The following is a 25,163-nucleotide window of genomic DNA, read 5'->3' on the forward strand; positions in this document are numbered from 1 at the left end:
TCTTTGCAGTGGCTTGTCTGCCAAGGAATTCACCAATGCGTTGGGGCACCTACTTCGCCGTCTGTGCGGCAGTCATCAGCATCGGCCTGGCGCTGGGCGTGACCATGCCGCTGGTGTCGTTGCGCCTGGAAAGCTGGGGCTATGATTCTTTTGCCATTGGTGTGATGGCGGCCACTCCTGCGGTTGGTGTGTTGCTCGGAGCTTCGCTGGCCGGGCGCCTGGCGGCACGTTTCGGCACCACCGTGCTGATGCAGATGTGTCTGTTGCTCGGTGCGCTGTCGGTGGCTGGCCTGGCGCTGGTGCAGAATTATGCAGTGTGGGTGGGGCTGCGGCTGTTCCTCGGCGTGGCGCTGACCGTGGTGTTCGTGCTCGGTGAAAGCTGGATTAACCAGCTCGCCGTGGAAAAGTGGCGCGGCCGTCTGGTGGCGTTGTACGGCACGGGTTATGCCCTCAGTCAGCTCAGCGGGCCGTTGCTGCTGACAGCGCTCGGCACGGCGACCGACCGGGGTTTCTGGACGGGCGTGTGTCTGCTGATCGGCGGTTCGCTGATCCTGCTCGGGCGCACCGGTGCACCCCAGGTGGATGCGCATAGCGCTTCTGGGCGCGGCCTGCTGGTGTTCTGCCGCAAGTTGCCGGCCATTGCCTGGGCGGTAATGCTGTTCGCCGCCTTCGAGGCGATGATGCTGACCCTGCTGCCGATCTACAGCCTGCGCCAGGGCTTCACCCAGGAGGTGGCGCTGGTCATGGTCAGCGTGGTGGTGATCGGCGATGCCGCGCTGCAACTGCCCATCGGCTGGCTGGCCGACCGCATGTCGCGGCAGACCTTGTTCCGCTGTTGTGGCGTGGTGTTGCTGCTGTCCAGCCTGGCGATACCGTTGCTCCTGCACACGCCGCTGATCTGGCCGCTGTTCGTTGCCTTCGGTGCCAGCGCCGGTGGTCTGTTCACCCTGTCGCTGATCATGATCGGCGAGCGTTACCGCGATGATGAACTGGTGCGTGCCAACGCCCACGTCGCTCAGCTGTGGGGCCTGGGTTGCCTGGTCGGGCCGCTGGCCACGGGCGCCGTCAGCCAGTGGCTGAGCGGCCATGCGTTGCCGCTGATGATGGCTACCGGTGCCTTGGTATTCATCATCCTGGCCAGTCAGCGCGGTGCCTTCAGCGAGATGCAGGCAGTGGGCGCGGCACGCTCCTGATGCCGCTGGCCAGTTAGAGCACTTCCTTCAGCCGGTGCCAGAGCATGCCCAGGGCCAGCAGCGGTGAGCGCAGGTGCTTGCCGCCGGGGAAGGTCATGTGCGGCACCTGGGCGAACAGATCGAAGCCACGGCTTGCCTGACCGGCGATGGCCTCGCCGAGCAGCTTGCCGGCCAGGTGCGTGGCATTGACGCCGTGGCCGGCATAAGCCTGGGCGTGGAACACGTTGGGCTGATCCTTGAGTCGGCCGATCTGCGGCAGGCGGTTGGCGCCGATGCCGATCATTCCGCCCCATTGATAGTCGATGCGCACATCGGCCAGTTGCGGGAATACCTTGAGCATCTTCGGCTTCATGTAGCCAGCGATATCGGCCGGATCACGCCCGGAATAGTGGCAGGCACCACCGAACAGCAGGCGGCGGTCGGCGGAGAGTCGGTAATAGTCGACTGTCACGCGCTGGTCGCACAGCGCCATATTCTGTGGAATCAGTTGCCGCGCCTGCTCTTCGGAGAGTTGTTCGGTAGCGATGATATAGCTGCCGGCCGGTAGTACCTTGCCGCTCAGGGTCGGGTTGAGGCCGTTGATGTAGGCATTGCAGGCCAGCACCAGGTACTTGGCGCGCACTTGGCCCTGGGCGGTGTGCACGCGCACCTCGTTGCCGTAGTCGATGCGTGTCACCGGTGAGTCTTCGAACAGCTGCACGCCGAGCGATTGGGCGGCAGCGGCTTCGCCGAGCGCCAGGTTGAGCGGGTGCAGGTGGCCCGAGCCCATGTCGATCATGGCGCCGTGATAGTTGTCGGAGCCGACCACTTCGTGGATGCGCTCCTTCGGCACCATGCGCAGTTCGTGACGATAGCCGAGGCTTTCCAGCTCTGCCTTGTCGGCGGCGAAGTCGTCCATATGCGCCGGCTTGTTGGCCAGGTCGCAGTAGCCCCAGGTCAGGTCGCAATCGATCTGAAACTGCGCAACGCGATCACGCACGATCTCCACCGCCTCCAGGCCCATCAGCTTGAACTGGCGCACGCCATCTTGGCCGACCACCGATTCGAACTGTTCGACATCATGGCCAACGCCGCGAATCAGTTGCCCGCCGTTGCGCCCGCTGGCGCCCCAGCCGATCTTGCGCGCCTCCAGCAGCGCCACCGACAGGCCTTTCTGGGCCAGCTCGATGGCGGTATTCAGGCCGCTGAAACCGCCACCGACGATGCACACGTCCACCTGCAGCTCACCGCCGAGGGGCGGGTAGGCCTGCTGGCGATTGACGCTGGCGGCGTAATAGGAAGCGGCATGTTGCGGGCTGTGGACGGGCTGGTGAACGCGGGCGTTCATGTGCGAAATCCTGATTTTGGTGTGTGGAAAATTCAACGCAGCATAAGCGCGTGATCCGTCCGGCGCCAAGAGGCCTGTGGAAAAAACACGCGGGACAGCAGAACGACGTCGTGCGCTACGTTCGGGGATCGGCGTGTAGCTAATCCGTCCCTCTGCGGGCAGGCGCCAGCATGGCGCGGTAAACTGTCTTCTTCGTTGCCAGGCGCCCGCGCATGAGCTGTACAGACCGCAAGATCGACCACCTGCGCCGCCAGATCCCGCGCTTCGACTGCGTGCCCGGCTGTCACGATTGCTGCGGGCCGGTCACTGCGTCGTCCGAGGAACTGGCACGCCTACCGGTCAAGAGCGACGCCGAACATGATGCAGCACTGGCCGAATACAACTGCGTGCACCTGGGGCCGAACGGTTGCGAGGTGTACGACCAGCGGCCGCTGATCTGCCGCCTGTTCGGCACGACACCGCGTCTGCCTTGCCCGCATGGTCGCGGGCCGGAGCAGCCGATCGAGCCGGCGGTGGAGCGCCAGGTGCACCGGCTGATCGCCACCACTCGCCAGCGACTCGTCTAGGCTCACGGCTCCCACGCTTTGCGGGGGAGCCCCTGTAGCGGCGCTCCGCGCCACGATTTGTCGTGTGCAGCAGGCTGGCGCAAAACGTCTGGCAGGGTGTGGGAACGATCAACCATCCCGTAGGAGCGTGCTCTGCTCGCGAACCAGGCCATGTAAAAGCTTCGCGAGCAGAGCTCGCTCCTGCAGATTCACTCCGGCACCGGCAGCGCCAGGCTTTCCTTTACCTCTTCCATGACGATATAGCTCTTCGACTCGCGCACGTGCGGCAGCTTGAGCAGGATGTCACCGAGCAGCCTGCGGTAGCTGGCCATCTCGTTGATGCGCGCTTTCACCAGATAGTCGTAGTCGCCGGAGACCAGATGGCACTCCAGCACATGCGGCAGCTTGAGTACGGCACGGCGAAACTCCTCGAAGGTGTCGCCGGACTTGTAGTCCAGGCTGATCTCGACGAACACCAGCAGGTTGGCCTTGAGGTGCTGCGGATTGAGGCGGGCGTGGTAGCCCATGACGATGCCTTCGCGCTCCAGGCGGCGTACGCGCTCGGTGCAGGGCGTGGTCGACAGCCCCACGCGCTCGCCCAGTTCGGTGAAGCTGATGCGCCCATCCTCCTGCAGGATGCGCAGGATGTTGCGGTCGATCTTGTCCAGTTCACGACGACTTTGGTGCTGGGTTCTCATGGGGAATTCGCCTCTGCAAAACGGCTTATTGCCAAGAATTCTCGCCAAATATAGCTGTGTATATGGTGAAAAGCACTGCGTCGCTCTTCCTATACTGCGGCCATCGACAACAATGGCCTGTAACGCACGCGCCTTGGGCGCGGCGGGGAGAAAAACATGCGTGTTCTGGTTCTCGGCAGCGGTGTGATTGGTACCGCCAGTGCTTACTACCTCGCCCGTCAGGGCTTCGAGGTGGTGGTGGTCGACCGCCAGGATGGCCCGGCTTTGGAAACCAGCTATGCCAATGCTGGCCAGGTTTCCCCCGGTTACGCTTCGCCCTGGGCCGCCCCGGGCGTGCCGCTGAAAGCGATCAAGTGGCTGCTGCAGAAGCATGCGCCGCTGGCGATCAAGGCCACCGGTGACGTCGACCAGTACCTGTGGATGGCGCAGATGCTGCGCAACTGCACTGCCAGCCGCTATGCGATCAACAAGGAGCGCATGGTGCGTCTGTCCGAGTACAGCCGCGACTGCCTCGACGAGCTGCGTGCCGAGACCGGCATCGCCTACGAAGGTCGCCAGCTCGGCACCACCCAGCTGTTCCGCACCCAGGCCCAGGTCGATGCCGCTGCCAAGGACATCGCCGTGCTGGAAGCCTCTGGCGTACCGTTCGAGCTGCTCGACCGCGATGGCATCGCCCGCGTCGAACCTGCCCTGGCTGGCGTCAAGCACAAGCTGGCCGGTGCCTTGCGCCTGCCCAACGACCAGACCGGCGACTGCCAGATGTTCACCACCAAGCTGGCGGACATGGCCAAGGCGCTTGGCGTCGAGTTCCGTTTCGGCCAGAACATCCAGCGCTTGGACGCCGTGGGCGACCGTATCAACGGTGTGTGGATCGACGGCAAGCTGGAAACCGCCGACCGCTACGTGCTTGCCCTCGGCAGCTACAGCCCGCAACTGCTCAAGCCGCTGGGCATTCGTGCTCCGGTTTACCCGCTCAAGGGCTACTCGCTGACCGTGCCGATCACCAACCCGGACATGGCACCGACCTCGACCATTCTCGATGAAACCTACAAGGTCGCCATCACCCGCTTCGACGGTCGCATCCGCGTTGGTGGCATGGCCGAGATCGCCGGTTTCGACCTGTCGCTCAATCCGCGTCGTCGCGAAACCCTGGAAATGATAACTGCCGACCTCTATCCGCAAGGCGGCGATCTGCAGCGCGCCGACTTCTGGACCGGTCTGCGCCCGGCCACGCCCGACGGCACCCCGATCGTCGGCGCCACCGCCTACCGCAATCTGTTCCTCAACACTGGCCACGGCACCCTGGGCTGGACCATGGCCTGCGGTTCCGGTCGCCTGCTCGCCGACCTGATGGCCAACAAGCGTCCGCAGATCAGCAGTGAGGGGCTGGATATTTCCCGTTACGGCTCCAGTGCCCGTCAGCCCGACCTGCAGCACACCGCCCCCGCCCACTGATCGGCCGGGGTGTTCGCCCCAGATCCCATCTGCCCGGTACTGGCCTGTCGGCCAGTGCCTGCGCGCAACCGCAACCTCGCCAGCTATGGAGGCTCGCTTTACCGACCAGGAGACGGCTTCTTCTGATTAAGACGAGCGGAGCACAGGATTGCCTGCCGCTCTTGTACTTATAAATCTAAGAAAGAGATGTAATGCAATGAACAAACAATCCATACAGATAGCCCTTGCCTACATGTCCGTAGTGATCGGTGGTGGCTTCGCTTCCGGCAATGAAATCCTGCAGTTTTTCACCCGTTTCGGCCTGATCGGTGTGGCCGGTACGCTGGTCAGCGCCCTGTTGTTTGCGTTTTTGGGGATGCAAGTTGCCCGTATGAGTTCGCAAATGCAGGCTACTTCGCACAAAGAGGTGCTTTACAAGTTGTTTGGCAAGACCATTGGCTTTGGCCTTGACGTGGTTTTGTCGTTCTTCCTCTATGGTGTGGGCGTGGTGATGCTTGCCGCTGCCGGTTCGACGCTGTTCCAGCAGTTTGGTTTACCGCCACTGCTCGGTGGTAGCCTGCTGGCGGTGCTTGCCATTGCTACGTTGTGTCTGAATGTCCGGGGCATCATCAATCTGATCAGTGTGGTGATGCCGTTTTTGCTCGGCATGGTGCTGCTGATTACCATTTATTCGATTTTCAGCTACAACGCCCCGCTGGACGTACTCAACGCGGTGGCCCAGGAAAACTCCAACCGTGCCGCCGATAACTGGATTGTGAGTGCACTGCTCTACGCTTCGTTCAACATCGCCGTGGGCCTGCCAATGCTGGTGGTAATCGGCGGTCTGACCCGCGATCATCGCGCCGCAGGCCTGGGTGGGGTCGTCGGTGGCTTGGGCCTGGGATTCCTGATTCTGGTGCTCAACATCGGCCTGTTCGCCAATATCAACCAGTTGCAAAACGTTGAACTGCCGACGTTGGCCCTGGCGGCCAACATTCACCCGGCACTGGCGGTGGCGATGTCTCTGTCGTTGATCTGTATGATTTACAGCACCGGTGTGGGTATGTTCTTCGCCTTCAGCGCCCGCTTTTCCAAGCCGGAAACCACGCGCTTCAAGTGGGTCAGTGCGGTGTCTGTAGTCATCGGTCTGGCACTGAGCCAGTTCGGTTTCACCAAGCTGGTGGGTACCGTCTATCCCCTGCTCGGCTACGTAGGTTTTGCCCTGATCCTGGCCATCGGCTTCAGCTGGATGCGCCGTCGCTCGGCTGTCAAGGCACAGAAGGCCGAGCTCAAGACCTATCCCTGATTTCACTCGGCACTGGCGGCGAAGGCCGGTGTCCATATTTCCAAGGAGCTTTTCATGTCCATTCAGCGTCTGCACGTTGCAAAGCGTTACAGCGAAGTGGTGATCCACAACGGCACCATCTACCTCGCCGGTCAGCTGGCCGATGATTTCGATGGTGATATCCACGAGCAGACCCGCCAGACCCTGGCCAACATCGACAAGATGCTGGCCGAGGGAGGCAGCGACAAGAGCAAGATCCTCTCGCTGACCATCTTCCTCAAGGACATGGCCGACTACGATGGCCTCAACGCCGAGTACGACGCCTGGGTCGCCGATGGCCATGCGCCGGCGCGGGCTTGTGTCGAGGCGCGGATGTACCGCCCCGACGTGCTGGTCGAAATGTGTGTGGTGGCTGCCGTCTGAGGCTGCCGCGGCATTGGCTGTTGCTGGTGCCGAACCGATTTTGTGTTGGCTTTTCGCCCGGCTCCCTGCCGGGTTTTTTTTGAACAGTGCCGCTAGCGGCCACCGAGTGACTGATTACAACCGAAGGAACACCTTGCCATGCGTCCTGCTCGTGCCCTGATCGATCTGCAAGCGCTTCGTCACAACTACCAACTGGCCCGCGAACTGAGCGGTGCCCGCGCCCTGGCAGTGGTCAAGGCCGATGCCTATGGGCACGGAGCGGTGCGTTGCGCGCAGGCACTCGAAGCCGACGCCGATGGTTTTGCCGTGGCCTGCATCGAAGAAGCGCTGGTGTTACGCGAGGCCGGCATCAGGGCGCCGATCCTGCTGCTCGAAGGCTTCTTCGAGGCCGACGAACTGGCGCTGATCGACCAGCATGACCTGTGGTGCGTTGCCCATGCGCAGTGGCAGATCGAGGCTATCGAACAGGCCCAACTGAGCAAGCCGCTGACCGTCTGGCTCAAGCTGGACAGCGGCATGCACCGTGTCGGCCTGCATCCGGCCGAGTACCAGGCCGCCTATCGGCGTCTGCTGGCCAGCGGCAAGGTCAGCAAGATCGTGCTGATGAGCCACTTCGCTCGCGCCGACGAGCCCGAGTGCGAGCGCACGAGTGAGCAACTGGCGGTGTTCCAGCAGGCTCGCGAAGGCCTCAGCGCCGAGGTCAGCTTGCGCAACTCGCCGGCCGTGCTTGGCTGGCCGCAGGTGCCCAGTGACTGGGTGCGTCCCGGCATCATGCTCTACGGCGCCACGCCGTTCGAGCAGGCTCAGGAGCAGGCCGCGCGTTTGCGCCCGGTGATGACCCTGGAGTCGAAGGTCATCAGCGTGCGTGAGCTACCGGCCGGCGAGCCAGTAGGGTATGGCGCACGTTTCGTGGCCGAGCGGCCGACCCGCGTCGGTGTCGTCGCCATGGGCTATGCTGACGGTTATCCGCGTCACGCTCCGACCGGTACGCCAGTGGTTGTGGACGGTCAGCTGACCCGCCTGATCGGTCGGGTGTCGATGGACATGCTCACTGTCGACCTGACCGATCTGCCACAAGCCGGTCTCGGCAGTCGTGTCGAGTTGTGGGGCACGCAGGTACTGGCCAGCGACGTGGCCATGGCGGCGGGCAGCATCCCCTACCAGATCTTCTGCAACCTGCGACGGGTGCCGCTGCTCTATCTCGGCAACTGAGCCCGGATCGGAAGGCCGCTTGCGCTGTGCACTCCACGGCGCGCCAATTGCTGACTCGAACGGCTCTAGCTCGAGGCTTTTCGAAAGAGCATGTGGGCCGTGTAGGCGAAGGGTGAACGCAAGTGTTGTAAATTCCGAACGCTATGCCATGATACGGACACTTTTCCGTCTCATATCCCAAGGGGGATTCCAGCATTGGACGTCGGCGTTCGACTGCAATCGATTCGTAAGCTCAAAGGCCTGTCCCAGCGTGAACTCGCCAAGCGTGCGGGCGTCACCAACAGCACCATTTCCATGATCGAGAAGAACAGCGTGAGCCCCTCGATCAGCTCGCTGAAAAAGGTGCTCGGCGGCATTCCCATGTCGCTGGTGGAGTTCTTCTCCCTCGACATGGAGCAGGAGAACCAGGTTCAGGTGGTCTACCGGGCCTCCGAGCTGACCGATATCTGCAGTGGCGCCATCACCATGAAGCTGATCGGCAAGGCTCATCCGAGCCGCGCCATTTCCTTCCTCGACGAAACCTACCCGGCTGGCGCCGATACCGGTGACGAAATGTACGCCCATGAGGGCGAGGAAGCCGGCATGCTGGTCGAAGGCAAACTGGAGCTGGCCGTGGGCAACGAGGTGTTCATCCTCGAGCCGGGTGATAGCTACTACTTCGAGAGCAGCAAACCGCACCGCTTCCGCAACCCGTTCGATGTGCCGGCGCGCTTGATCAGTGCCACGACGCCAGCGAACTTCTGATCAATAACCCTGCGACAATATGGGTTGTTTCGGTGGGCCGCGCTTGCCGTTATACTGACGCCCGCTCGCGAAACCGTGGCCGCGGGCGTGACTAGCCACGAAGAGGGTGTACCGTGAATCTGATGAAGAAAATGCTGGCAGTACCGGCTGCCGTATTGGCCCTGTGGGCAGTGACTGCTCAGGCCACGACCGATGAAGCTATCGCCGAGCGCCTCAAGCCTGTAGGCGACGTGTGCATCATGGGCGAAGAGTGCAAGGGCGTCGAAACCGTCGCTGCATCCGCCGGTGGTGGTGCACGTACCGCTGATGACATCATCGCCAAGCACTGCAATGCCTGCCATGGCTCTGGCGTTCTGGGCGCACCGAAGATCGGTGACACCGCTGCCTGGAAAGATCGCGCCGATCACCAGGGCGGCCTCGACGGCATCCTTGCCGCTGCCATCTCCGGTATCAACGCCATGCCGCCGAAAGGCACCTGCGCTGATTGCTCGGATGACGAACTGCGCGAAGCGATCAAGAAGATGTCCGGTCTGTAAGACCCGCCGCTTCCCTGAAAAAACCGCCCTGTGGGCGGTTTTTTCGTTTAGAGCCTGTTTACGATCTCGCGAGCTAGAGCCATACAAGGAAAAAACAGGCGAGGACGCGGAGTTTACGAGCTGTAAATGAGCAGTCCGAGCCTGTTTTTGACGCAGTAGGGCCGACGCGCAGCAGATCGTAAGCAGGTTCTTAGGGCGGTGGCATGCAACCATGCCGGTGGCTCAGTAGTCCAAGCAGCATTCGTCATGGATGTCGCGAGGAGCGCCAGATGCCGCACACCTGTACCCTCGAACAAGCCGTCGACCACGTGTTGAGCGAAATCGACGGGCCGATTCATCTGGGCCTGCCCCTCGGTCTGGGTAAACCCAATCGCTGGGTAAACGCGCTCTATGAACGCGTGCGCAATCTGCCCGAGCGGCAACTGACCATCTACACCGCGCTGTGTCTGGCACGTCCGCGTGCCGGCCAGGACTTGCAGCGACGCTTTCTCGAACCCTTCGTTGACCGGGTCTACGGCGATTATCCCGAGCTGGACTTTCTCGCCGACCTGCACGCCGGCAACCTGCCGGCCAACGTGCGCGTCGAGCAATTCTTCTTTCAGCCGGGCAGCCTGCTCGAATGCGAGCCGGCGCAGCAGGACTACATCAGTAGCAACTACAGCCATGTCGCCCGTGACCTCAATGCCAAGGGCCTGAATCTGGTCGCCCAGATGGTCGCCGTTGACCCAGCGCACCCCGGGCATTTCAGCCTGAGCTGCAATCCGGACATCACCCTCGATCTGCTGCCGCTGCTGGACAAGCGCCGCGAGGCTGGCGAAACCGTGCTCAGCGTCGCCCAGATCCACAATGACCTGCCTTACATGGCCGGTGATGCTCAGGTGTCGCGCGATACCTTCGATATCCATATCGGCGAGGACGAGCGCACCACGCTGTTCTCCACGCCGAACATGCCCGTGACCTTGCAGGATCATTGCATCGGCCTGTTCGCCAGCACCCTGGTGCGTGACGGCGGCACCCTGCAGATCGGCATCGGCGCGATGGGTGATGCCCTGGCGTCGGCACTGATGGCCAGGCAGGCCGACAATGCTCGCTACCGCGCGCTGCTACGGGCGCTCCGTGCTGATGATTGGGCGGATGAGATTGCCGCCTGTGGCGGTCTCGAACCGCTCGTTCATGGGCTGTATGGCTGCAGTGAAATGTTCGTCAACGGCTTGCTGGCATTGGCCGAGGCCGGCCTGCTGCGGCGCCGGGTTTACCCGGATCTGCGCCTGCAGCGTCTGGCCTGTAGTGGTGCGCTGGATGAACAGGGTCGGCCACACAGCGTTCAGGCGCTGGTCGACGCAGGGCTGCCAGCGACGTTGCAGTCGAGCGATCTGGCCTGGCTGCGCGAAAGCGGCCTGCTGCGCGGAGATATACGACTGGAGGCGGGCGAGCTGCAGTTGCTTGACGGTAGCCGCGTCGCCGCGGATCTCAGTGATCCCCAGACGCAGGCTCGCCTGCAGTCCTGTCTCGGCAGCGCGCAGGGCGGCGTGGTGCTTCACGGCGGTTTCTTTCTCGGCCCGGAAAGCTTCTACCGACGTTTGCGCGAGCTTGATGGTGCTGAACGGCAGCGCTTTGCCATGACCGGCATTCGCTATATCAACGAGCTGTACGGCGAAGAGGAGCTCAAGCGTCTGCAGCGCCGTGATGCGCGCTTCATCAATACGGCGTTCACCATGACCCTGCTCGGCGCGGGGGTGGCCGATCAACTCGAAGACGGCCGCGTACTCAGCGGCGTAGGCGGCCAGTACAACTTCGTCGCCCAGGCCCATGCGCTGGAGGATGCGCGCTCGATCCTGCTGCTGCGCAGCTGGCGTGAGTCGGGCGGCGAGGTGAATTCGAACATCGTCTGGGAGTACAGCCACGCCACCATCCCGAGGCACCTGCGCGACATCGTGGTAACCGAGTACGGCATCGCCGATCTGCGCGGCAAGACCGACGCCCAGGTCATCGAGGCGCTGCTCAAGGTCAGCGATTCGCGCTTTCAGAGCGAACTGATCGAGCAGGCGCAGCAGGTCGGCAAGCTGCCGGCGGATTTCCGGGTCGATGAGCGCTTCTGCAACAACCTGCCCGAGCGGCTGGAGGCTCTGCGTGCAGAACATTCGCAGCTGTTCGCCGAATACCCGCTAGGCAGCGATTTCAGCGCGGTGGAGCAGGACCTGGTGCGCGCGCTGAGCTGGCTCAAGAGCAAGCTGCGTCTGACCGAAGTACTGGCGCTGGGCAAGGCCACGCTCGATGCGCCGGAGCCGGTCGCCTATGCCGAGCATCTGCGACGCATGAGGCTGGAGGTGCCGGATGGGGCGCGTGAAGCCCTCTACCAGCGCTTGCTGCTGGCGGGCTTGCATGCAACCAGCGGGTCTTAATCGAGGAAGCGCACCTGGCCGTTTTCCAGCGCGGCAACACGGGCCAGGGATTCGACGCGGTAGCCTTCGCTCTCCAGCAGGTTGCGGCCGTCCTGGAAGGACTTCTCGATAACGATGCCGATACCGGCAATCTGCGCGCCGGCCTGCTGGATCAGGTCGATCAGCGCCTTGGCGGCGTGGCCGTTGGCGAGGAAGTCGTCGATTACCAGCACCTTGTCGGCAGCCGTCAGGTGACGCGCGGAAATGGCGATGGTGCTTTCGGTCTGCTTGGTGAAGGAGAACACCTTGGAGATCAGCAGGTCGTCCTTGAGCGTCAGCGACTGAAACTTGCGCGCGAAGATCACCGGAATGCCCAGCTCCAGGCCGGCCATCACTGCCGGGGCAATACCGGAGGCCTCGATGGTGACGATCTTGGTGATGCCCTGGCCGGCGAAACGCTGGGCGAACTCGTGGCCGATCTCCTGCATTAGGCGCGGATCGATCTGGTGGTTGAGAAAGGCGTCCACCTTGAGTACATGCTCGGACAGCACGATGCCTTCACTGCGAATCTTCTGTTTCAACGACTCCACGGTCGATCCTCTGGTTAAGCAGAAAAGCTGCGGATTTTCGCTCAAAATGACCTGCAATGTGTAGTGAAACCGCAGCCTGCCCGACAGTCGTGGGCAATTGACCGGTTAGACAGGTTGTTAGCCAGTGTCTGGAGCCCGGATGCAATCCGCGGGCTGCTCCGCTCAGGCGCTCTTGGTCAGGCGGCGCAGGATGTCCTTGGGAATGCCGCGCGTATCCAGCGGCAGCTTGTCCGGCGCGGGCTCCAGGCCCAGTTCGTAGAGCCAGTTGAGCGTGTACTCGCGCAGTTGCTTGAGTTCGTAGGCCTGCCACTGCTGACGAATCGCCGGAAAGGATTCGATCTCGAAGTCGAACGCGCGCAGTGGCTTACGGCCGGTCAACGCGGCGCTGAGCAGTGGGTGGGCGTGCAGATCGTCGAGGGTGAACAGAAAGGACTCGCGCATGGCCACGCGCTGGGGGAATGTCGAGGTTGGGTATCTGGGTGTAGCGATCCGGATTCAGTTCTACGTGCTGACGCTGCTCGCTGTGCTGATCTTCCGGCGACAGGCTCAGAACGCTACCGCTTTCCAGGTCCAGCCAGTTCTCCTGCTGTTCGCGGCCGTTGATCAACTGAGTCAGCGTGTCGAGGTCGAGAGTGAATGTGCGCATGGTGCCAACCCCCTGTGTCTGAACGATATCTTCCATCTGACAGGCAAATATGACGAGGGTGCCAGCCCACCGAATAAACCGACCATACACCAGTCAGCCATGGCCTCAGCGCTTGAGCATCGCCCGCATATTGGCCAGGGCGTCGTTGCCGCGTGCGGCCTTGACCTCCACGGGCGCCTCTTCCAGCCCTTCCCACACCAGGTCTTCCGGCGGTAGCTCGTCGAGGAAGCGGCTCGGCGAGCAGTCGATCACTTCGCCGTACTGCTTGCGCTTGGCGGCGAAGGTCAGCGCCAGGTTGCGCTTGGCGCGGGTGATGCCGACGTAGGCCAGGCGCCGCTCTTCCTCGATGGTGTCGGCCTCGATGCTGGAGCGGTGCGGGAGAATCTCTTCCTCGAAGCCGATGATGTACACCGACGGAAACTCTAGACCCTTGGAGGCGTGCATGGTCATCATCTGCACGCCTTCGGCGCCTTCTTCCTCTTCCTGCTGGCGCTCGAGCATGTCGCGCAGCACCAGCTTGCCGATGGCGTCTTCGATGGTCATGTCGCCGTCTTCGTCGCGCTCCAGGGTGCTCTTCAGCGCGTCGACGAGGAACCAGACGTTGCCCATGCGCGCGTCGGCCACCTTGTCGCTGGAGGCGTTCTGCCGTAGCCAGTTTTCGTAGTCGATGTCCATGACCATGCTGCGAATCGCAGCGATAGGATCGTTCTGCGCGCACTCCTGGCGCACCCGATCCATCCAGCGGGTGAAGCGTTGCAGGCGCTCGGTGAAGCGCGCATCGAGATGCTCGCTGAGGCCCATCTCGCCAGCCGCGGCGTACATGCTGATCTTGCGTTCGCTGGCGTAGTTGCCGAGTTTTTCCAGAGTGGCGGAGCCGATCTCGCGGCGCGGCACGTTGATCACGCGCAGGAAGGCGTTGTCGTCGTCCGGGTTGACCAGCAGGCGGAAGTAACTCATCAGGTCCTTCACCTCCTGGCGGGCGAAGAAACTGGTGCCGCCTGAGAGGCGATAGGGAATCTGGTGGTGCTGCAGCTTCAGCTCCATCAGCTTGGCCTGGTAGTTGCCGCGATAGAGGATGGCGAATTCGCTGTAGGGACGCTGGGTACGCAGATGCTCGGTGAGAATTTCCAGTGCCACGCGCTCGCACTCGGCGTCTTCGTTGCGAGTGCGGATCACGCGAATCTCGTCGCCCATGCCCATCTCGCTCCACAACTGCTTCTCGAACACGTGCGGGTTGTTGGCGATCAGCACGTTGGCGCATTTGAGGATACGGCTGGTGGAGCGGTAGTTCTGCTCCAGCATCACCACTTTCAGCGACGGATAATCCTCTTTCAGCAGCATCAGGTTTTCCGGGCGCGCGCCGCGCCAGGCATAGATCGACTGGTCGTCGTCGCCGACCACGGTGAATTGGTTGCGCATGCCTACCAGCAGCTTCACCAGCAGGTACTGGCTGGCGTTGGTGTCCTGGTATTCGTCGACCAGCAGGTAGCGGATGCGGTTCTGCCACTTTTCCAGGATGTCGGCGTGCTCCTGAAAGAGTTTGACCGGCAGCAGGATCAGGTCGTTGAAATCCACCGCGTTGTACGCCTTGAGCGTGCGCTGGTAGTGCAGGTAGACGATGGCGGCGGTCTGTTCCTTGGGATTGCGCGCCTTGGCCAGGGCTTCATCGGGCAGGATCAGGTCGTTCTTCCAACTGTCGATGAGGTTTTTCACCTCGTCGGCACCGTCGTCGCCGGAATACTCCTTCTGCATGATGTCGCTGAGCAGCGCCTTGATGTCGCCGTCGTCGAAAATCGAGAAGCCGGGCTTGTAGCCCAGGCGTGCGTATTCCTTGCGGATGATGTTCATGCCCAGATTGTGGAAAGTGGACACGGTCAGGCCGCGCGCCTCGCTGCCCTTGAGCAGGGTACCGACGCGTTCCTTCATCTCGCGCGCGGCCTTGTTGGTGAAGGTCATGGCGACGATGTGCTGGGCGCGGATGCCACAGTTCTGTACCAGGTGGGCGATCTTGCGCGTGATCACGCTGGTCTTGCCGGAACCGGCACCGGCGAGCACCAGAAGTGGGCCGCCGACGTAGTTCACGGCCTCTTGTTGCCGGGGGTTCAGTCGGGACATGGGATCGATCACAGAAAAATGGCCGCGCATTTTAACAGGCCTGATGACTTCTGCCGCGACCGTCCGGAACTGTGGCCTGGCGCACGGAACGGAAGCGCAGCGCGCTGGGTTATCCGAACGGATGCAGTACTCTGGTTCCACTTGCCGGTTTTTTGGCTATACCTCAGGATGTGCGTTCACTTTCACCCGGATGTGATTGATTAGACGTCGGTTAAGACGCGGTCAGGCGACATGATTCGCCATCATTCTTGATCATTGGGGGAGGTCGCTTGTCCACGCTCGTCGCACCCATGCGCCTGGTTCTGCTGGCAGATTCGCCAGGCTGGGCCGAATTGTTGCGCGAGCAATTGGGCGCCCTCGAGAGCCCTTCACCGCTGATCACCGCGCCTTCCTGGGAGGCGGCCAGCAGCCTGTTCGACGACCACGCAAGCGGTCTGTTGCTGGCCACTCCGGATAGACTTCCGCACAGCAATCAATGCCCGTTACCGATAGTGCTGCTGCTCGAGGACGAGCCCGCTGAAGAGCCGACCGGGGTCAGTGACTGGCTGGTGCGCAGCAGACTCAGCCTCGATGTGTTACGCCGCTGCCTGCGCTACGCGCGCGAGCAGGGCAACCTGCGTCACACCCTGCAGCGCCTGGCCGAGCAGGACCCCTTGACCGGTATCGCCAATCGCCAGGGCTTCCAGACCCTGCTCGCCGCGCGGCTGGGCGAGTGCAACGGTCGTGGCCTGGTGCTGGGGCATCTCGACCTGGACAACTTCCGTCACGCCAACGATGCCCTCGGCTACCAGGCTGGGGATCGCCTGATCCTGCAGGTGGTGGCGCGGCTCAAGAGCCTGCTGCAGCCTTGCGATCAGATTGCGCGTCTGGGCAGCGACGAATTCGCGCTGTTGCTGGATGTGCGCCGCGACCCACGGCGCGTCGAACGCCTGGCCGAGCGCGTCACCGAGGTGCTAGGTGAGCCCTATTGGGTGGACGGCGAGAGTCTGCTGATCGGCTGCAGCCTGGGCTTGGCGCCTGCCCGTGCGGGGGAGGGCGCCGACCCGCTGCTGTGGCATGCGCACACGGCCATGCAGCATGCCAAGCGTCAGCAGGGTTGCGTGTTTCATGTCTACGACGAGCGCCTCAACCGCAGCGCTCGCCACCAGGCCGATCTGGAAGGCGAGTTGCGCCGGGCGCTGCGCCGAGATGAACTGGAGCTGCATTACCAGCCGCGCCTGTGCCTGAAAAGCGGGCACATCGTCGGCCTGGAGGCGCTGGTGCGCTGGCAGCACAGCGAGCGTGGGCTGCTCTCGCCCAATGAATTCGTGCCGTTGGCCGAAGAAACCGGGCTGATCGTACCGCTCGGTTACTGGGTCATCTCCCGTGCCCTGCGCGACATGCAGTGGCTGCGTGGGCGCGGCCTGCCGGCACTGCATATGGCGGTCAACCTGTCGTTCCGCCAGTTTCAGGACAGCCAGTTGCTGCCGACCCTCAGCCGTTTGATCGAGGAGCGCGGGGTCGATGCGCAGTGGCTAGAGTTCGAGCTGACCGAAACCGCAGTGATGCGCCGTAGCGATCAGGTGCAGCAGACCATGCTGGCGCTGGGACGGCTCGGCGTGCGTTTTTCGCTGGACGACTTCGGCACCGGGTTTTCCTCCTTCGTCCACCTCAACAGCCTGCCGATCACCCTGCTGAAGATCGACAGGAGCTTCGTCGGCGGCATGGGCGAGCGTGCCGAGAACCGCCAACTGGTGCGGGCGATGATCAACCTAGCGCATAACCTCAATCTCGAAGTGGTGGCCGAAGGGGTGGAGAACATCGAGCAGCTCGACATGCTGCGTCAGTTCGGCTGCGATCAGGTGCAGGGCTACCTGATCAGCAAGGCCGTGCCGCTGGCCGAGCTGGCGCGTTTTTTGGTGTTCGGCGTGCGTCAGCCGCTGCTGAGCGGTACTCCGCCTTCGGCGTGAGGCGCCGCAGTTCTGTAGCCCGAATGTAATCCGGGGCGTGCGCGTGTAGCCGGCTTACGGCAGGCATGCCTCGCTCGCCAGCGCACTCGGCCGCTGCAGGCGCGCCGTCTTCCATTGGAAGCCCAGCACCAGACCGCTCGCCGTGACTGCCAGGCCGGCAGCCAGGCCCCACCAGACGCCCTGTGCGCCCCAGCCGAGGGCGAAGGCGAACAGCCAGACCAGCGGTGCGCCCACGCACCAGTAACCCGTCAGACCGATCAGCAGGGTGGTGCGGCCGTCGTTCAGCCCGCGGATCGCGCCCATGGCGATGCTCTGCAAACCATCGAACAACTCGAACCAGGCGGCAATCGCCAACAGGCCGACCGCGAGGGTGACGATATCGGCGAAAGCCGGGTCGTGACGGTCGAGGAACAGGCCGATGATCCACTCTGGCAGCAGCCAGAACAGCAGGGCGAACAGCAGCATCAGCGTGGCGCCCACGGCCATGCCCAGGTGCCCCGCCAGCCGCGACAGGTGCAGGCGGTCGGCGCCGTAGTGCAGGCCGACGCGGAAGGTCACGGCATAGGACAACCCTTGCGGCACGATGAATGCCAGCGCCACCGTTTGCATGGCGATCTGATGCGCCGCCAGCTGTACGCTGCCCAGCGCGCCCATGCACAGCGTGGCGAAGGTGAACAGTCCCTGTTCGGCGGCGTAGGTGCCGCCGATAGGCAGGCCCAGACGCAGCAGGGCGCGCATTTCCGCTCGCTGTGGGCGACCCATGCCGCGCCGCAGCTGGTAGCGGTTATAGGTTGGCGAGAGCAGGATGTACAGCGCCAATGCCAGCGCCATGGCGCTGCTGACCAGCGCTGTGGTCATGCCGATGCCGCTCAGGCCCAGGCTGGGCAGGCCGAACCAACCCTTGATCAGCGCGTAGTTGATGACGAAATTGGCGGCGGTACCGACGATGCTGATGGCCATGACCGGGCCGGGATGGCCAATGGCACTGGTGAAGCCGCGCAGCGCCATGAAGCACAGGTAGCCGGGCAGTGCCAGCGACAGCGGGCGCAGGAATGCCATGGCCTGGCTGGCCGCGTCAGGGTCCTGGCCCAGATGCGGCAGCAGCGGGCCTAGGCCATTGAGGCATAGCGCACTGACGGCACCCAGCAGGATGGCCAGCCACAGACCGTTGCGGATCAGGCGCGTGATGCCTGACGGGTCGCTCGCGCCGTGGCGAATGGCAATCAGGCTGCCCACCGCGGCGATCACCCCGGTGCAGAAAATCGAGAAAATGAAATAGCAGGTGGCGCCCAGCGCGCCACCGGCCAGTTGCTGCGGGCCGAGCATGGCCATCACCAGCGTGTCGGTGAAAATCATCAGCGCATGGGCCAGTTGGGCGGAGATCAGCGGGCCGGCCAGGCGCAGCAGCGCAGCCAACTCGTGGCCAAGGGAATTCTTCATGATGAGTAAAACTTCGGCAGGGTAAGCATCCCCAGACTGTCGGGGGATGAGCAATGACAGCTATTCTTTGGTTTGTAGCGAATGCCCACAAAAGGAAAATAGCCATGCCAGGCATGATCAAAACTTATGGATTGATGCGGTGACGCGTCGTCTTCCACCGCTTTACGCCCTGCGCGCCTTCGAGGCCGCCGCACGCCATGCCTCCTTTACCCGTGCCGCTGAAGAACTGGCCATCACCCAGAGCGCGGTAAGCCGGCACATCCGCACGCTGGAGGAGTACTTCGCTTGTCGTCTGTTCGAGCGTCGTGGCCGCAGCCTGCACCTGACCGATCCCGCCCGTGCTCTGTTGCCGGGGCTGAGCGACGGCTTCGATGCACTGGAGCGCGCCAGCGCTGCGTTGCGCGCCGATGATGAGGTGCTGCGCCTGAAGGCGCCGTCGACCCTGACCATGCGCTGGTTACTCGCGCGGCTGTCGCACTTTCGTCTGGCCAACCCGGACAGCGAGGTGCAACTCACCAGCGCCTGGATGGATGTGGACAAGGTCGACTTCCGCCACGAACCATTCGACTGTGCGGTGCTGTTGTCCGATGGCCAGTTCCCGGATGAGTGGGAAAGCGTGTTGTTGTTCGAGGAGTGGCTGATTCCGGTGTGCGCTGTCGGTGATTCTGACGCAGGCCCCTGGTCTCTGGCGCGGCTGCAGGCGGCGGAGCAGTTGCACCCGACGCCGGATCGCCGCGACTGGCGGCGCTGGTTGCAGGCCACGGGTCTGGATGAGCAGGTGCCGCTGAAGACCGGCCAGCTGTTCGACATGCTTGAACTGGGCATCGTCGCCGCCGCACGCGGCTATGGCGTGTCCATCGGTGATCTGCTGATGGTGGCCGAGGACGTGGGCGCAGGCCGTCTCGGGTTGCCCTGGCCAACCGCAGTGTTCAGTGGCGACAGCTACTATCTGGTGTGGCCACGCGGGCACCGTGCACAGGCGCGTTTGCAGCGGCTGCGCGACTACCTGTTGGCCGAAGTGGCGGCCATGCAGCTTCCTCCAGTGGAGAGAGTGCTTTAGCTGCCGATACAGGTTTTTGAGAGCAAATGATTGCCATTCGGCAGAACGCTGATTGACCAACCATACTGCACAGGTATCCTGCCGCGCCCTGGCTCGAGGTCGTATGACCACTCGGGTCAGCCAACCCCTGTTCCGTTCGGCCTGCCACTACTGAGTCAGGCCTTGAGAGGCCTGAATGACCCCTCCTCGTTCCCGTATCGCTCTGCAACTGGCCGCTATCCTGGCACTGGTGCTGGTGCTGCTGATCAGCTTCAGTACCCTGTTCGCCTTGCGCTCGCTCAACGAAGCCAACCTGGCCACCCGAGAGAAGCACCTGGGTAGCGAAGCCGGCCTGCTGGCCGACCAGCTCGAGACCTTCCATGGCAGTCTGCGCGACAGCACGCAGCGCCTGGCCGGCCTCTTCGAGCAGCGCTTCAGCAGTGGTTTGCAGGTGCGCAGCGACGAGCGTGTCGCGGTTGGTAGCCTGCAGACCCCCGCCCTCTATCTGGGTGCGACCCGGCTGAGCGCTTTCGCTGAGTCACCCCGCTGCCGGTCTGTACTGCAGCGCTTCAGCCAGGTGGGCGCGGCTGATCGGCTGCTCGCTCGCCAGGTCGGCCAGAGTGCGCGCGACCTTGAGTACGCGATGGGCCGCGCGCAGGGACAGCCCGAGACGTTCGCAGGCGTTTTCCAGCCACTGGCGATCCGCGTCGCTCAATGCGCAGTGTTGGCGCAGACCGGGTAGGTCGAGAAAGGCGTTGGCCACGCCCTGGCGTTGCAATTGCCGCTCACGTGCCTGCGCCACCTTGGCTGCTGCCTGCGCAGTGCTTTCGCCATCCTGCGGTGGTGCATTCAGGGCTGTGGTTTCGCGGGCGACCGTCACGTGCAGGTCGATGCGATCAAGGAGCGGGCCCGACAACTTGGCGCGGTAGCGCTGGATCTGCTCCGGGGTACAGCGACAGCGATTGCTCGGGTCGCCGAGGTAGCCGCAAGGGCAGGGATTCATGGCGGCGACGAGCTGAAAGCGGGCGGGAAAACGTACCTTGTCGCGGGCTCGGGCAATGACGATGTGGCCGCTTTCCAGCGGTTCGCGCAGCACTTCCAGCACTTTCCTGTCGAATTCCGGTAGCTCATCGAGGAACAGGATGCCCATATGAGCCAAGGTTATTTCGCCCGGCTGCGGGCGACTGCCGCCACCCACCAATGCCGGGCCGGAGGCGCTGTGGTGCGGGGTGCGAAAGGGTCTCTGCGGCCAGTGCTGCAGAGGCGTATGGCTGGCCACCGAATGGATCGCGGCGACCTGCAGCGCCTCGTTTTCGTCCAGCGCAGGTAGCAGGCCTGGCAGGCGGCTGGCCAGCAGGGTTTTGCCTGTGCCGGGTGGGCCGCTGAGCAACAGGTTGTGTGAGCCGGCGGCCGCCACCAGCAATGCCCGTTTGGCGGCCAACTGGCCCTGCACTTCGGCCAGATCCGGATAGGGCAGGCTCTGCCTGAGCAGGCCCTGGGCTGCGTAAGGTTCGAGAGGGGCGCTGCCGTTCAGGTGTGCGGCGATCTGCAATAGGTGCTCGACGGCGATTACCTTCAGCCCTGATGCCAGGCTGGCCTCTTCGGCATTGGCCTGTGGCACCAAGAGGGTGCGTCCGGCTGCGCGTGCGGCCAGGGCAGCCGGCAATACGCCTTGCACGGGACGCACCGCGCCTGATAGCGCCAGCTCGCCCAGGCATTCGTATTCATCCAGCGATTGAGCTGGTACCTGGCCGCTGGCCGCGAGAATCCCCAAGGCGATGGCGAGGTCGAAGCGACCACCGTCTTTTGGCAGATCTGCAGGCGCAAGATTCAAGGTGATGCGTTTGCTGGGGAACTCGAAGGCTGCATTGAGGATGGCGCTGCGTACGCGATCCTTGCTCTCCTTGACTGCGGTTTCCGGCAGACCCACCAGGGTCAGAGAGGGCAGGCCGTTGGCCAGGTGCGCCTCGACAGTGACGGCCGGTGCTTCTACACCGACCTGGGCGCGGCTGTGGACGATGGCTAGGGACATGATCGCTCCTTGATCAAGTGGGGTACAGCCGCTCCTACAACATAACCTCAGTCTGCGGCGGTGAGCTTGGCTTCCAGTTCCGCGACCTTGGCTTCCAACGCTTCAAGGCGAGCGCGGGTGCGGGCGAGAACCACCATCTGGCTGTCGAACTCTTCCCGGCTGACCAGATCGAGCTTGCTGAAGCCGCTCTGCAGCAGGGCCTTGAACTGCGCCTCCAGTTCGGCGCGCGGCAGTGGGCTGTTGCCACTGAACAAGCGCGAGGCGTGGCTACTGAGTGTGTCGAGCAAAGCTTTGGGCGGGAGCATGGGCAGGTTCCAGATACAGACGGCGGCAGTGTAGCACGCAGTCGCAGGCGCGGCGGTCGAGCGCGGGTTGCACGATTTTGAGCATTGCGGAATGTGCCGATGCACTGGATTGGTGCGATGCATTCGGTGCGAATGACCGCTCATCCCTGCTCGAAGCGGGTAAAGGCCTGAAAGATGGCGCTTTTACGTGAGCTGGCAAGCTTTCTGCTTAGACCCCATCGACGCATGCACCGATGCAGTTCCGGTGCGGCAGGCGAAGCGGGGGAGTGTTTCGTCGGGAGCGGTTGGTGGGTATCGGCCACGCCAGGCTGGAGCGGTCGGTGCATTACAAAAGCCAGACACTGCGCTTAGACTTGAGCCGGGTTCGCAATTCCTGGGGCAAGTCCACCTTAAACGGGAGAAAGTTTCATGAAGCTAGTCACTGCCATCATCAAGCCGTTCAAGCTCGACGACGTGCGCGAGTCGCTGTCGGAGATCGGCGTGCAGGGCATTACCGTCACCGAGGTCAAGGGCTTCGGCCGTCAGAAAGGCCATACCGAGTTGTATCGCGGTGCCGAGTACGTGGTCGACTTCCTGCCCAAGGTGAAGATCGACGTGGCCATTGCTGACGATCAACTGGATCGTGTGATCGAGGCCATCACCAAGGCTGCCAACACCGGCAAGATCGGCGACGGCAAAATTTTCGTAGTCAACCTGGAACAGGCGATTCGTATCCGTACCGGCGAAACCGATACCGACGCGATTTAACAAGCCTCCGAACCCCACGCCCCAGGAGTAAACCCATGACTCTGCGAACTTTCGCAGGGCTAGGAGCCCTTTTGTCCTCGAATTCTGGCCTTGCGCTGTTTTCGAGGGCGAATGCCGGAGCTGGCGATACCCTCGCGGCTCTGCTGTGCCAGACCCTCTTCAGGTCTCGCGCTTGGCCTAGTGATGGGAATGCCTGGTCGCCTCACGGCGCAGGGGTTCCGGTGATCCAGAACGAGCGTGGCAACGACCTGTAAAGCATGCGGAACGCGTCCGGCGCCAACCTGGACGTTTCAACCGAACAGCGCACAACAAAAGCGCCGGCAAGAGGTGAAAAATGGATAACACAGCATTGACTGCATTGCAGTACGGCTTCGATACCTTCTACTTTCTGATCTGTGGTGCCCTGGTAATGTGGATGGCAGCTGGCTTTGCCATGCTCGAATCCGGCCTGGTGCGTGCCAAGAACACCACCGAGATCCTGACCAAGAACGTGGCGCTTTATGCCACCGCCAGCGTGATGTACCTGCTGGTCGGTTACTACATCATGTACTCCAGCCCGGAAGGCGGCATCTTCCCTAGCCTGGGTTTCCTGATCGGTGACGAGAACACTGCCGAGGCCGTTCTGGCTGGTGGCGAGGATGCACCCTACTACTCGGCCCGTTCGGACTTCTTCTTCCAGATCGTGTTTGCCGCGACCTGCATGTCGATCGTTTCCGGCGCTGTCGCTGAACGCATGAAGCTGTGGGCCTTCCTGGCCTTCGCCGTGGTCATGACTGGCTTCATCTACCCGATCCAGGGTTTCTGGAAGTGGGGCGGTGGTTTCCTGGATGCAGCCGGTTACCTCGACTACGCCGGCTCCGGTATCGTGCACATGGCCGGTGCTTCGGCCGCTCTGGCGGGTGTGATCCTGCTCGGCGCTCGTAAGGGTAAATACGGTCCGAACGGTCAGGTCAACGCGATTCCGGGTGCTAACCTGCCGCTGGCTACCCTCGGTACCTTCATCCTGTGGATGGGCTGGTTCGGCTTCAACGGCGGCTCGCAGCTGAAGATGAGCACCATCGAAGACGCCAACGCCGTCGCCCAGGTGTTCACCAACACCAACATGGCTGCTGCCGGTGGTCTGATCGTTGCGCTGATCATTGCCCGTATCCTGTTCGGCAAGGCTGACTTGACCATGGCCCTGAACGGTGCCCTGGCTGGTCTGGTCGCCATCACCGCGGAGCCGCTGACTCCGAGCGCTCTGCAGGCCACCCTGATCGGTGGTGTAGGTGGTGCTCTGGTGGTCTTCTCGATCCTGGGTCTGGACAAGGTGAAGATCGACGACCCGGTTGGTGCCATCTCCGTACACGGTGTGGTTGGCATCTGGGGCATCCTGGCTGTCTGCCTGACCAACGACGAAGCTTCGCTGGGTGCTCAGCTGCTGGGTATCGTCAGCATCTTCGCCTGGGTCTTCATCGCCAGCCTGATCGTGTGGAGCATCATCAAGGCGGTGATCGGTCTGCGCGTCAGCGAAGAAGAGGAATACGAGGGTGTGGACATCGCCGAATGCGGCATGGAAGCCTACCCGGAGTTCACCGGCAAGAAATAAGCTTCGCTGGGAATGACAGGGGCGCCTTCGGGCGCCCTTTGTTTTTTCTGACAGCACGCTAGAATGCGCGCGCTGGAGCCATCGAGAGTGAGAGCGGCATGTGGCAGCAACGCATCATCAGCCTGCGTCCGCGCGAGCGCGGTTTTCATCTGGTGACCGAAGAAGTACTGGCAGCATTGCCGGAACTGGCCCAGGTGCGTGTTGGTCTGTTGCATTTGTGGCTGCAGCACACCTCGGCATCGCTGACGGTCAACGAGAACGCCGATCCTGCGGTTCGCCGCGATTTCGAGCGTTTCTTCAACCGCCTGGTGCCGCAGGGTGAGTCGGGCTACGAGCACGATTACGAAGGGCCGGATGATCTGCCGGCGCACTTCAAGGGCAGTTTGCTGGGCTTTCAGCTACAGCTGCCGATACAGCAGGGGCGGCTGGCGCTTGGAACCTGGCAAGGGATCTACCTCGGTGAGCATCGCGATCATGGCGGTGCTCGGCGAGTGGTGGCGACCTTGCATGGCGAGGCTATTTGAATTTTTTCGGTCGAGCGGTGCGCATCGCGCGACTGGGCTATAACTAACCTGCTTTTCGCAAGTCATGAGGTTGAACATGAGCGACGAAGACCTGGAACAAGACGATCTGGACGGGGCTGACGAGGACGATGGCGAGGGCCTGGCTGCTGCCGATGACGGCGACAGTGGCGACGATGAAGGCGATGGTGCAGTCGTAGCCAGCGGCAAGAAGAGCAAGGCCAAAGCCGTTGAAGTCGATGAGATGCCCAGCATCGAAGCCAAGCAAAAGGAGCGAGATGCCCTGGCCAGGGCCATGGAAGAGTTTCTCTCCCGTGGGGGCAAGGTGCAGGAGGTGGAGCCCAACGTGGTCGCCGACCCACCGAAGAAGCCCGACAGCAAATACGGCAGTCGTCCCATCTGAGGACGGCGTG

24 protein-coding genes and 1 pseudogene are annotated in these 25,163 nt (G+C 62.8%); 16 read left to right on the forward strand and 9 right to left on the reverse strand.

Features of this window, described 5'->3' with window-relative positions:
• Positions 1–35 precede the first annotated feature (35 nt).
• The gene (locus ACNFCJ_RS00825; RefSeq protein WP_416769231.1) at positions 36–1,193 is read left to right on the forward strand and encodes an MFS transporter; all 1,158 of its coding nucleotides are present in this window, start codon (positions 36–38) and stop codon (positions 1,191–1,193) included.
• Between the two features lie 13 nt (positions 1,194–1,206).
• Here ACNFCJ_RS00825 and ACNFCJ_RS00830 read toward each other — a convergent pair whose 3' ends face one another.
• Positions 1,207–2,520, reverse strand: a complete 1,314-nt coding sequence (locus ACNFCJ_RS00830) for an NAD(P)/FAD-dependent oxidoreductase (protein WP_416769233.1) — start codon at positions 2,518–2,520, stop codon at positions 1,207–1,209.
• Between the two features lie 212 nt (positions 2,521–2,732).
• On the opposite strand from ACNFCJ_RS00830, the gene ACNFCJ_RS00835 reads away from it, so the two are divergent.
• Positions 2,733–3,086, forward strand: a complete 354-nt coding sequence (locus ACNFCJ_RS00835) for a YkgJ family cysteine cluster protein (protein ID WP_013713450.1) — start codon at positions 2,733–2,735, stop codon at positions 3,084–3,086.
• Positions 3,087–3,274: 188 nt separating this feature from the next.
• Here ACNFCJ_RS00835 and ACNFCJ_RS00840 read toward each other — a convergent pair whose 3' ends face one another.
• Positions 3,275–3,763, reverse strand: coding sequence for an Lrp/AsnC ligand binding domain-containing protein (locus ACNFCJ_RS00840; RefSeq protein WP_416769234.1), 489 nt, complete (start codon positions 3,761–3,763; stop codon positions 3,275–3,277).
• A gap of 156 nt (positions 3,764–3,919) precedes the next feature.
• Here ACNFCJ_RS00840 and dadA point away from each other — a divergent pair, with 156 nt between their 5' ends.
• The 7 genes from dadA to ACNFCJ_RS00875 all read left to right on the forward strand — a co-directional run bounded on the left by dadA (position 3,920) and on the right by ACNFCJ_RS00875 (position 11,799).
• On the forward strand, positions 3,920–5,218 hold the full coding sequence (dadA, locus tag ACNFCJ_RS00845) for a D-amino acid dehydrogenase (RefSeq protein WP_416769235.1): 1,299 nt from the start codon (positions 3,920–3,922) through the stop codon (positions 5,216–5,218).
• Between the two features lie 148 nt (positions 5,219–5,366).
• Positions 5,367–6,503 carry a hypothetical protein gene (locus ACNFCJ_RS00850; RefSeq protein ID WP_416769236.1) on the forward strand — a complete coding sequence of 379 codons (1,137 nt, stop codon included), beginning with the start codon at positions 5,367–5,369 and terminating at the stop codon, positions 6,501–6,503.
• A 54-nt stretch (positions 6,504–6,557) separates the two neighbouring features.
• Positions 6,558–6,905: a RidA family protein gene (locus ACNFCJ_RS00855; protein WP_416769238.1), complete on the forward strand. Its 348-nt coding sequence runs from the start codon at positions 6,558–6,560 to the stop codon at positions 6,903–6,905.
• A gap of 138 nt (positions 6,906–7,043) precedes the next feature.
• Positions 7,044–8,117, forward strand: a complete 1,074-nt coding sequence (gene alr, locus ACNFCJ_RS00860; RefSeq protein ID WP_416769239.1) for an alanine racemase — start codon at positions 7,044–7,046, stop codon at positions 8,115–8,117.
• Between the two features lie 195 nt (positions 8,118–8,312).
• Complete coding sequence (locus tag ACNFCJ_RS00865; protein ID WP_416769240.1) at positions 8,313–8,861, forward strand: cupin domain-containing protein; 549 nt, start codon at positions 8,313–8,315, stop codon at positions 8,859–8,861.
• A gap of 113 nt (positions 8,862–8,974) precedes the next feature.
• Complete coding sequence (locus tag ACNFCJ_RS00870; protein WP_099524757.1) at positions 8,975–9,397, forward strand: c-type cytochrome; 423 nt, start codon at positions 8,975–8,977, stop codon at positions 9,395–9,397.
• Between the two features lie 269 nt (positions 9,398–9,666).
• Positions 9,667–11,799, forward strand: a complete 2,133-nt coding sequence (locus ACNFCJ_RS00875) for an acetyl-CoA hydrolase/transferase C-terminal domain-containing protein (RefSeq protein ID WP_416769241.1) — start codon at positions 9,667–9,669, stop codon at positions 11,797–11,799.
• Here the strand turns inward: ACNFCJ_RS00875 and ACNFCJ_RS00880 are convergent.
• The 4 genes from ACNFCJ_RS00880 to rep form a co-directional block, all read right to left on the reverse strand.
• Positions 11,796–12,368, reverse strand: coding sequence for a xanthine phosphoribosyltransferase (locus tag ACNFCJ_RS00880; RefSeq protein WP_099524753.1), 573 nt, complete (start codon positions 12,366–12,368; stop codon positions 11,796–11,798). The two genes, ACNFCJ_RS00875 and ACNFCJ_RS00880, sit on opposite strands and share 4 nt — an antisense overlap.
• 162 nt (positions 12,369–12,530) lie before the next feature.
• Positions 12,531–12,809 carry a UPF0158 family protein gene (locus tag ACNFCJ_RS00885; RefSeq protein ID WP_416769242.1) on the reverse strand — a complete coding sequence of 93 codons (279 nt, stop codon included), beginning with the start codon at positions 12,807–12,809 and terminating at the stop codon, positions 12,531–12,533.
• Positions 12,733–13,014, reverse strand: a complete 282-nt coding sequence (locus tag ACNFCJ_RS00890) for a hypothetical protein (RefSeq protein WP_416769593.1) — start codon at positions 13,012–13,014, stop codon at positions 12,733–12,735. The genes ACNFCJ_RS00885 and ACNFCJ_RS00890 overlap by 77 nt, the downstream gene beginning before the upstream one ends.
• Before the next feature lie 105 nt (positions 13,015–13,119).
• Positions 13,120–15,129: a DNA helicase Rep gene (gene rep, locus ACNFCJ_RS00895; RefSeq protein ID WP_416769243.1), complete on the reverse strand. Its 2,010-nt coding sequence runs from the start codon at positions 15,127–15,129 to the stop codon at positions 13,120–13,122.
• Positions 15,130–15,419: 290 nt separating this feature from the next.
• On the opposite strand from rep, the gene ACNFCJ_RS00900 reads away from it, so the two are divergent.
• A complete protein-coding gene (locus ACNFCJ_RS00900) occupies positions 15,420–17,078 on the forward strand; it encodes a putative bifunctional diguanylate cyclase/phosphodiesterase (RefSeq protein WP_416769579.1) in 1,659 nt (552 codons plus the stop codon).
• Positions 17,079–17,132: 54 nt separating this feature from the next.
• Here ACNFCJ_RS00900 and ACNFCJ_RS00905 read toward each other — a convergent pair whose 3' ends face one another.
• On the reverse strand, positions 17,133–18,518 hold the full coding sequence (locus ACNFCJ_RS00905; protein ID WP_416769244.1) for a NorM family multidrug efflux MATE transporter: 1,386 nt from the start codon (positions 18,516–18,518) through the stop codon (positions 17,133–17,135).
• Between the two features lie 139 nt (positions 18,519–18,657).
• On the opposite strand from ACNFCJ_RS00905, the gene ACNFCJ_RS00910 reads away from it, so the two are divergent.
• Positions 18,658–19,578 carry a LysR substrate-binding domain-containing protein gene (locus ACNFCJ_RS00910; protein ID WP_416769245.1) on the forward strand — a complete coding sequence of 307 codons (921 nt, stop codon included), beginning with the start codon at positions 18,658–18,660 and terminating at the stop codon, positions 19,576–19,578.
• Between the two features lie 175 nt (positions 19,579–19,753).
• Positions 19,754–20,083: pseudogene (locus tag ACNFCJ_RS00915) on the forward strand (Cache 3/Cache 2 fusion domain-containing protein); the annotation flags it as partial.
• Between the two features lie 12 nt (positions 20,084–20,095).
• Here ACNFCJ_RS00915 and ACNFCJ_RS00920 read toward each other — a convergent pair.
• Both ACNFCJ_RS00920 and ACNFCJ_RS00925 read right to left on the reverse strand, forming a co-directional pair.
• Complete coding sequence (locus tag ACNFCJ_RS00920; RefSeq protein ID WP_416769246.1) at positions 20,096–21,589, reverse strand: YifB family Mg chelatase-like AAA ATPase; 1,494 nt, start codon at positions 21,587–21,589, stop codon at positions 20,096–20,098.
• A gap of 47 nt (positions 21,590–21,636) precedes the next feature.
• The gene (locus ACNFCJ_RS00925) at positions 21,637–21,894 is read right to left on the reverse strand and encodes an accessory factor UbiK family protein (protein ID WP_416769247.1); all 258 of its coding nucleotides are present in this window, start codon (positions 21,892–21,894) and stop codon (positions 21,637–21,639) included.
• A gap of 408 nt (positions 21,895–22,302) precedes the next feature.
• Here ACNFCJ_RS00925 and glnK point away from each other — a divergent pair, with 408 nt between their 5' ends.
• The 4 genes from glnK to sutA all read left to right on the forward strand — a co-directional run bounded on the left by glnK (position 22,303) and on the right by sutA (position 25,153).
• Positions 22,303–22,641 (forward strand): P-II family nitrogen regulator, encoded by a 339-nt coding sequence (glnK, locus tag ACNFCJ_RS00930; RefSeq protein ID WP_003096476.1) that lies wholly within the window; start codon positions 22,303–22,305, stop codon positions 22,639–22,641.
• A 334-nt stretch (positions 22,642–22,975) separates the two neighbouring features.
• Complete coding sequence (locus tag ACNFCJ_RS00935; RefSeq protein WP_106735050.1) at positions 22,976–24,229, forward strand: ammonium transporter; 1,254 nt, start codon at positions 22,976–22,978, stop codon at positions 24,227–24,229.
• A gap of 98 nt (positions 24,230–24,327) precedes the next feature.
• Positions 24,328–24,753 (forward strand): secondary thiamine-phosphate synthase enzyme YjbQ, encoded by a 426-nt coding sequence (locus tag ACNFCJ_RS00940; RefSeq protein ID WP_416769249.1) that lies wholly within the window; start codon positions 24,328–24,330, stop codon positions 24,751–24,753.
• A 76-nt stretch (positions 24,754–24,829) separates the two neighbouring features.
• A complete protein-coding gene (gene sutA, locus ACNFCJ_RS00945; RefSeq protein ID WP_179575164.1) occupies positions 24,830–25,153 on the forward strand; it encodes a transcriptional regulator SutA in 324 nt (107 codons plus the stop codon).
• The last annotated feature ends 10 nt before the right edge of the window (positions 25,154–25,163 follow it).

Source organism: Pseudomonas sp. NY15364, from assembly GCF_048068235.1.
In the GTDB taxonomy this organism is placed as follows: Bacteria; Pseudomonadota; Gammaproteobacteria; order Pseudomonadales; family Pseudomonadaceae; genus Aquipseudomonas; species Aquipseudomonas mendocina_D.